Raw genomic sequence first — 6,311 nt, 5'->3', positions numbered from 1 at the left:
ATCGCTAAGTTTAAAGCGAATGTGGACGCAATGTTAGCACCACAACCACAAGCTGATCAACAACCAGCTTAATAATTGATTAGTCAGTATACTTAAATGCCGAATGGGTGAGATGCCCGATTAAACATATAGAGGTTGATAGATGCAAGATATAACAGACTGGGGGACGTTGGTAGCGGTACTAACGTTCCTTTTTGGTGTGCTTGGTTATTTGATTAAAATTTCAGGAGCGGCTTTTGTGGCCAAGATTAACACGTTAATTGAACCGCTGAAAGATGCCATAAATGGACTTAAATCAAGCGTTGACGCACAAGTAGCAGAACAAAAAAACACTAACAAGAAATTAGCTGAACACGATATTCATTTCGCCAAACATGACGCACAAATTGACGAGCTTTTTAGCCGTACGGAGGACAAATAACATGGAACAATCAATCACACAATTAATTGAAGCAATCGGTGTAATCATTATCACGGCACTAGGTGGGTTTGTAACTGCCAAATTAAAAGAGTATGCAACAACTTCAAGCCAACAAAAAACAATTGCCACATTAGCGACTTTAGCCAATGCAGCGGTTGTTTCAGTTGAGAAGTCAGGCATTCTCAATAATTTAACTTCTCGGCAAAAACATCAAGCTGCCATTAATGAAGTTCAAACTCAACTTGCTAAAGCTGGTTTGAAACCAGCAGATGAAACATTAATCGCTAATGAAATTGAACGTGCATACAGCCAACAAGTTGACCAACTTCATGCCGTGTATGCTAAACAAGCTGAAGTGGCAGTTGCTGAAAATCAAGCACAAGTAGCTAATTCAGCCGCTCAAGAATTGGCAACTTTAAAAGAACAATCAGCTAATATCCTAGCTAAAATTGATGAAAAGCAACAAGCGATTGATGCAATTAATGCGCTTGTTCCAGTTAAGGAGGACTAAAATGGCACAAATTAAAGCATATGGGACTGACCAAGCACGTTGGCAAGGTCCCAATGGTAAACGTGGCTACGGCCGTGATAGCTTCGCTATTCTACAAATTGGGGGTTATAGTCCAGCTACTGGTATCTATAATCAAGCTACCTATCCAACTCAACTAACAACAATGGCTGATTTACGACTTCATACCTATATTTGGTTTGAAGTGGGTGGTGATGCTAACAAAGCCAAACTGGTGTTAGATTACTTCTTACCACGAATTAAAACGCCTAAAGGCTCAATTGTAGCCATTGATTATGAACAAGGCGCTAGCGGAAATATAACTAACAATACTAATGCCATTCTTTATGCAATGGATCGCATTTCACAAGCTGGCTACACGCCAATGCTATACACTGGTAAACCATACATCTATGCCCACGTTGATGTTGCTCGTTTCTTGAGTAAATACCCTAGTCATTTGTGGTTAGCAGCTTATCCAGATTACCAAGTACGTAGTGAACCATTATTTGATTACTTCCCTAGCATGGCAGGGATTGGTATGTGGCAATTCACTAGCACATACGTATTAGGTGGCCTTGACGGTAACGTTGATTTAACGGGAATTACAATGAATGGGTACGTAAATAAGCCTGATGTCATTACTGTTGATGGCTATGCGGGACAAGCAACGATTAAAGCTATGCAACGTGTATTAGGCACGGTACAAGATGGTGTGATTAGTGGGCAATCTAAGTATTCAGCTCAATTTGCGCCTAACTTTATGAACATTCAGGTAGCAAGTGGTGGATCACAAATGATTTACAATTTACAACAAGTGTTAGGTGTTCAAGCTGATGGTTACTTTGGACCAGCCACGATTTCAGCACTTCAAGCACGTTTACATGTTTATCCTGATGGATATGCAGGACAAGCGACTGTTAAGCAAATTCAATCTAATTTGAATCGGGGGCATATTATCATCGAGTAAATTTATTTGTCAAAATATCTAAAGTGAACTACAATGACTGTATTCTCTCGAATAATTAAGAATAATAATATAGCCAAAAAAGACCTAGCCTTAATTGGTTAGGTCTTTTTTGTTTGTTTACTTATTAAAATTGAAAAATTATAATGCAAAAATTCACTTTAATTTTATCCGAGGGTATATTATTAATTAAAATCATTAAAATTATGGTAAGGTTACTTGATATTTATTTTATATAGTTTTATTCTTAAGTCATCTTATTTTTGAAGTGTAACTACTTAAACTTAGTAGAATACCTAGCCTTAATTAGTTAGGTATTTTTTATTTGTTTACTTATTAAGATTAAAAACTTGCAATATTATTCTAATTGAATTATTATATAAGCAATCCTTTTGTTCTTAATGGTATATTGACAAATTAAATATCAGAGAAGTCCCTTCCATTTAAATGGTTGGGATTTTTTTGTTATCAAACTAAATAATTGCAATATTACTATAACAGTTTTAATATTAAAATACTCCCTAATAGTGTAATGCTTGTGCTTTATAAGACAAGAAAACCCCTGACCTTAATTGGCCGGGGGCTTTTTTTGTATGTTTAATTATTACAAACTTTTATATTGACCAAATTTACGATTTATTTTATCTGTAAAAAATATTCCAATTAGTAATAGTAACACCTCAAAATAATAAAGAAGCATCAATAATTGATTACTTTTTAAATGCTTAGGTAATAATGTCACGGTTACATTATTACTTGGCGTTACAAATTCAACCGTTCCTCGATTTGATTCTGTATAATCTATCTTACTGCCGTTTACATACATCTCATATTGATTTTTATAATTTAAAATAGGTAAATCAAGTTTGCGATTCTTATATTGACTATGAACGCTAAATGAAATCATATTATTCTTTTGAATCGGATTGCTAATATAATATGCCATATTATTATTACTCAAAATTTTTTGCTCCAAAATTGATTGTTTAAAATAAACACTCTTTTTAGGCCAATAATCAATAATATTACCTGAATGAACTATCATATTTAAATTAAAATCTACGTTTCTTGAATTTAATTTTTTTAAAAACAAATCTTCTGGTTGTCTATTTTGAATAATCCACGCTGAACTGTTTTGCTCTTCATTTTTAATTGTTGTACTTTTTGATTCAACATGTACACGAGTAACTAACTCTGAACCAAATTGCATGAATAGAATTGCCATAATAAGATAAATATATGTTCTCTTTTGTTTACTTGCTTTTTGATTTTCGGTAATGGTAGCCCACATTTCTGTGAATATTATTGCCACAAACAAAGTAGCCAACGCATAAAATCTATTTGGAAATTGAATAATTGAAATTGGTGTTTTATTAAATAGAGCCCAAGGAATGTAGTTCGATGTAATAATTGTTATTATAACTAAAATTGTCATCAATACATGAGTTCTTTTTGTTGCTTTTCTAAAATTGAGTAAATAAAAAACTATAACAAATATAAAAAATAGTCCCAATGAACTTTGATGCATGCTATTTTTCGTTGAAATTAAAACTAATTGATTATAGTCTACTGTGAACTCTTCCAATAAAAATTCATATGGTTGTTCAATAAAGCTCCCTAATTGATGATAATAAATAATAAATTGTAAATTACCTATTATAATCAGGAAAAACGCCAAAATACATTTTAGAGTTTTGCTAATTATTTGCTTTCGATCAAAGAATACATAGCCTAACCAAATTGCAAATAGAACAACTGCTGATAAAACAGCGGATAGAATATGTGTTGCCGAAATTAATAGTAGTCCTACCGCCACTATTAAGCTTCCTCTATATCTGTTTTTTTCTAAAATTTCATGCGCACCTAAAAATATTATTGGCAACCACAACATGGCTAACCACTGTCCTAGATCGAAAGACCATAAAAGTTGAAGCCCATGATATATTGATAGGTTGAATACTAAACTAAAAACTAAAGCTTGCTTACGATTATCATTGTACGCAAGCCAACATTCGTAGCTTACAATTAATCCAACAAAACTATAAAAAATTAGTCCCAAAAAGATACTAACTATAAAATTATTTGTTATTAGGTGTAGCCATCCAAAAACTATCAACATTTTATTTGGATAGAATTGTTGAACAGCAGTCCCTACGTTTGCAAAGGAATCAAAACTATATAACATACTGATAGAATTATGATTCGCCAAAGCATGGTCAATTTCTCTAATTCTATTCAAATGAAAAATGGCATCAATCCCTGTCGTAAATTTAAATGGCGATGGATAAAATATCCATATACTAATAATGGCCACGGCTAATAAAAAGCCATACGGAACCAATCGTTTTTTGAAAAAATTCATTTTGTACTCCAAAAGCCCCTACTATTTCTTATTAAAATTAAGCGCATCTTTTTTCTCTAACATGCTAACTTGTAAATCAAACATCTTTAACGTATCTTCATCTGCATGATTGCGCCACTCAACCAGCATACGATCAATTGCGTCTTGTTGTGTGCTGGCAACACCAATCAGCGTCATGGCTTGCAATTGGTTCTTAATGTGGTTATCCATGCGAACACTGCTTGAATAAGTCACTGATTTAACTTCTGCCTTCTTAACTGGTTTTTCAGGTGTATTTAAATCAGCCATAGTAAACTCATTAGCTGGCTTCAAGATTGGCTTGCGTTCGATGATTTTATTTGGGTTATTAATTAATCCACTCATTTGTTATCTCCCATGCGTTCGATGATTTCGGTTACAATTCCATCATAAACTGCACTTACTTTCTTATCATATTGGTCTTTGCTGGTCACGCCAGTTACGTCATAACGTTTTAAACGTTCCATGTTACGGACGGTGGTTTTGAAAAAGTTATCTTCCCCAAATTCGTCTTTAGCTTGTTTAAGTGTACTAATGTCAATTGGTGCGCCGTTCTTTAATAATACCGCCAAGATTGCCAATATCTGCAAATTAGGTGCTTTAAACTCATTGATAATGGTATTTTGCATGTAGTCAATCACGCTTTCAATACCTTGATATGAACGTTCGTGTGTTTGCATAACAGGAATAGCCCAATCGCACGCATATAAGGCACTGTCAGTAATTAAGCTGATTGTAGGTGGTAAATCAATAATAATAATGTCGTATTGCTCACGCAACGGCTCAATTAAAGTTGATAGATATTTAACACGTTCGGTATAATCTTCAAACATATCTTCCATATAACGTGGGTATAAACTGAAATCGGCGCTTGATGGAATGAAATCAAGATTATTATTTAGCTTAACGATTGCTGAAGCTAAGTCTTGATTTTGAATTGCTTTCAATAATGTAGTATCAAAACTTTCAACTTTTTCAGTAATCAAGGTTTTTGTCTTGAAATACAAATCAGTTGCATTAGCTTGTGGATCTAAATCAAGTAGCAACGTCTTTAGTCCTTTTCGAGAAAAGCCGAGACCAGTCATTGTAGCAGTTGTGGTCTTACCAGTTCCACCCTTGTGGTTCGTATAAACGATAATTTTAGCACTCATAAATAACCTCCTAAAAGTCATGTATTATTGTATGAATGTATTATAGCATTATTGTATTTTTGCATGCAAATATTATGGCATGCTTTAATATTTGCATGCGAGCATAAAATGCCTAGAAATCAGCGTTCATGACATACGTGTATTATTGTATTAAAGTATTATTGCATTAATGTATCATTGTATTAAAGTATTATTGCATTCTTGCATGCAAGAAAGATAAAGTTGTTGCGAATATAATTAACTTATGCTATTCTTAGAACATACAAAAAAGGCACCTAGCAATTAGCTAAGTACCTTCAAAAAGAAAAAGCCACCGCAACTGTCAATTGCGATGCCCCCGAATACAAATTCGACTCAATATGGGTATATTGTATCATGTTCTTACTGCATGGTCAATGTGAGTGATTTTCGACGACAGGTGAGGACAAACACTGTCAGTAAGCGTGAGTGCTATGTGGGGTTAAAGTTGTGGCGAGAAAGCCAATCGTGCATAAGTTAAGCGAAACAAAGGGACATGTCGTATCTTCCCAGCGACAACTTCACAAAAACAAGTGGGCGTTGCATAGAGTATAGTTGTATCTACTCGTGTGATGGAGAGTTAAGGCGACTCTCACTAATTAAAAGTCTGGAGGAAAAGCGAGTGCTAAGGCACTGGAGCTAAGTTATATGCTTGGTAAATAGAATACAAATTCATAGATTTATCAAGCGTCCAAATAGGGCGTTTTTATTTTGGATCAATTCGAGAATGTAGAATTGGTATACTCAGTGGTGTAACAACCAAAACTTGATACAACTATTATAATGCGATATACGGCTAGGCCTCGGTCAAGTAAATACGTTAGAGTTTTCTACTTCCCAAATTCAAGGGAAAACTCTATCTTGAG

6 protein-coding genes are annotated in these 6,311 nt (G+C 34.1%); 3 read left to right on the top strand and 3 right to left on the bottom strand.

What is annotated here, in order from left to right; genetic code table 11:
- Positions 1-142: 142 nt before the first annotated feature.
- The 3 genes from LQZ75_RS09225 to LQZ75_RS09215 are packed head-to-tail and all read left to right on the top strand — an operon-like array spanning position 143 to position 1,899.
- A complete protein-coding gene (locus LQZ75_RS09225) occupies positions 143-421 on the top strand; it encodes a hypothetical protein (protein ID WP_230097531.1) in 279 nt (92 codons plus the stop codon).
- 1 nt (position 422) lies between these two features.
- Entirely contained in the window at positions 423-932 is a 510-nt protein-coding gene (locus LQZ75_RS09220; protein ID WP_230097530.1) for a phage holin, LLH family, read from the top strand.
- Position 933: 1 nt separating this feature from the next.
- The gene (locus LQZ75_RS09215; protein ID WP_230097529.1) at positions 934-1,899 is read left to right on the top strand and encodes a GH25 family lysozyme; all 966 of its coding nucleotides are present in this window, start codon (positions 934-936) and stop codon (positions 1,897-1,899) included.
- A 601-nt stretch (positions 1,900-2,500) separates the two neighbouring features.
- On the opposite strand, the gene LQZ75_RS09210 is transcribed toward LQZ75_RS09215, so the two are convergent.
- The 3 genes from LQZ75_RS09210 to LQZ75_RS09200 are packed head-to-tail and all read right to left on the bottom strand — an operon-like array spanning position 2,501 to position 5,427.
- Positions 2,501-4,258 (bottom strand): 6-pyruvoyl-tetrahydropterin synthase-related protein, encoded by a 1,758-nt coding sequence (locus tag LQZ75_RS09210; protein WP_230097528.1) that lies wholly within the window; start codon positions 4,256-4,258, stop codon positions 2,501-2,503.
- A gap of 21 nt (positions 4,259-4,279) precedes the next feature.
- A complete protein-coding gene (locus LQZ75_RS09205) occupies positions 4,280-4,621 on the bottom strand; it encodes a DUF5388 domain-containing protein (protein WP_230097527.1) in 342 nt (113 codons plus the stop codon).
- On the bottom strand, positions 4,618-5,427 hold the full coding sequence (locus tag LQZ75_RS09200; protein WP_230097526.1) for a ParA family protein: 810 nt from the start codon (positions 5,425-5,427) through the stop codon (positions 4,618-4,620). Before LQZ75_RS09200 ends, LQZ75_RS09205 begins: the two co-directional genes overlap by 4 nt.
- Between the last annotated feature and the right edge of the window lie 884 nt (positions 5,428-6,311).

Origin of the sequence: Periweissella fabaria (genome assembly GCF_918814575.1) — a bacterium.
GTDB classification, from domain to species: Bacteria; Bacillota; Bacilli; order Lactobacillales; family Lactobacillaceae; genus Periweissella; species Periweissella fabaria.
Note: the sequence above shows the minus strand (reverse complement) of the source record. Positions and strands in the feature narration are given on the sequence as shown.

What these genes read in the sequence shown, in the direction of transcription:
- LQZ75_RS09225 (WP_230097531.1), top strand. Translation starts at nt 143, where the DNA reads ATGCAAGATATAACAGACTGGGGGACGTTGGTAGCGGTACTAACGTTC.
- LQZ75_RS09215 (WP_230097529.1), top strand. Translation starts at nt 934, where the DNA reads ATGGCACAAATTAAAGCATATGGGACTGACCAAGCACGTTGGCAAGGT.
- LQZ75_RS09205 (WP_230097527.1), bottom strand. Translation starts at nt 4,621, where the DNA reads ATGAGTGGATTAATTAATAACCCAAATAAAATCATCGAACGCAAGCCA.
- LQZ75_RS09220 (WP_230097530.1), top strand. Translation starts at nt 423, where the DNA reads ATGGAACAATCAATCACACAATTAATTGAAGCAATCGGTGTAATCATT.
- LQZ75_RS09200 (WP_230097526.1), bottom strand. Translation starts at nt 5,427, where the DNA reads ATGAGTGCTAAAATTATCGTTTATACGAACCACAAGGGTGGAACTGGT.
- LQZ75_RS09210 (WP_230097528.1), bottom strand. Translation starts at nt 4,258, where the DNA reads ATGAATTTTTTCAAAAAACGATTGGTTCCGTATGGCTTTTTATTAGCC.